Below are 999 nucleotides of genomic sequence, written 5' to 3'. Positions count from 1 at the left end.
CACTGCGGTGGTCCGGCCCGCGGTGTCGTGCTCGAACGCCCACACCGCCCCGTCCGGATCCACCCGACGCACCAACACCCCGGCAGCGTCATAACCGAACCGGGTCTCAGCACCCGACGGGGTCAACGCCGTCACCGGACGACCCGCCCGGTCCCGGACAATCCGGGCGGTATCTCCGGCGGCGTTGGACGTGGCAGTCAGGTCCCCGAACGTGTCGTACTCAAAGCCGATCGTGACCCCTGCAGGGTCGGTGACCTGGGTCAGGAGCCCGTCCCGCCACACCAGCACGGTCCGGCCACCCAACGGATCCACCACCACGGACGGGTCCCGGGACAGGTCATCGGCGTACTCATAAGCCACGACGGCACCGGACGCGGTGACCAGGGTGGTGATGCGGTCGTGGTCGTCCCACCCATACGTCAGGTCCGCGCCCTCCGGGGTCACGGTCCGGATCTTCCGTCCACGGGTGTCATAGCCGTGGACGGTGACAGCACCGTCACGCTCGGTCAAAGACACCAAATTCCCGTGCCCGTCATAAGACATGGACTGACGCCGGTCCTCCGCATCCAACACCCCCACCAGGCGGCCCTTGCCATCAGCAACCCACGAATTAGACCGCGACCCGTCCTCATCGGAGACCACCGTGACCCGGCCCGGCAGATACGCGAACCTCGTCCGCCGCCCATGCTGTGTGACCTGCAAAACAACCCGGCCGGCCTCGTCATAGCTGTTCTCGGCCTCCACCACACCCGCAGCCGAAACCACCGAACCGATCAGGCCCTGCTCGTTCCACCGATACACCCGGGTGCCGGTCTCCGTGCCCACCGTGACCAACCGGCCCGTGGCGTCATACCCGTACTCAACCCGGCGTCCATCCGATGAACGAACCACCGCCACCACACCACCGACGTAATCAATCTCCACGAACCGGCCCCGCACATGCACCAACCGGTCAACCGCCCCCGGCCCGCCGCCGTCGACCGCTTCACTGCGGTGGGC

Annotated in this window: 1 pseudogene; it reads right to left on the bottom strand. The window is 67.5% G+C overall.

Going from position 1 to position 999, the window contains the following annotated elements:
- Positions 1 to 999, bottom strand: a pseudogene (locus ACR30Z_RS22570) (DUF6531 domain-containing protein); the annotation flags it as partial.

Origin of the sequence: Paenarthrobacter sp. FR1 (assembly GCF_051106045.1) — a bacterium.
Taxonomy (GTDB): Bacteria; Actinomycetota; Actinomycetes; order Actinomycetales; family Micrococcaceae; genus Arthrobacter; species Arthrobacter nitroguajacolicus_A.
The sequence above is the reverse complement of the archived record's forward strand: the minus strand, read 5'-3'. Positions and strand labels throughout refer to the sequence as shown.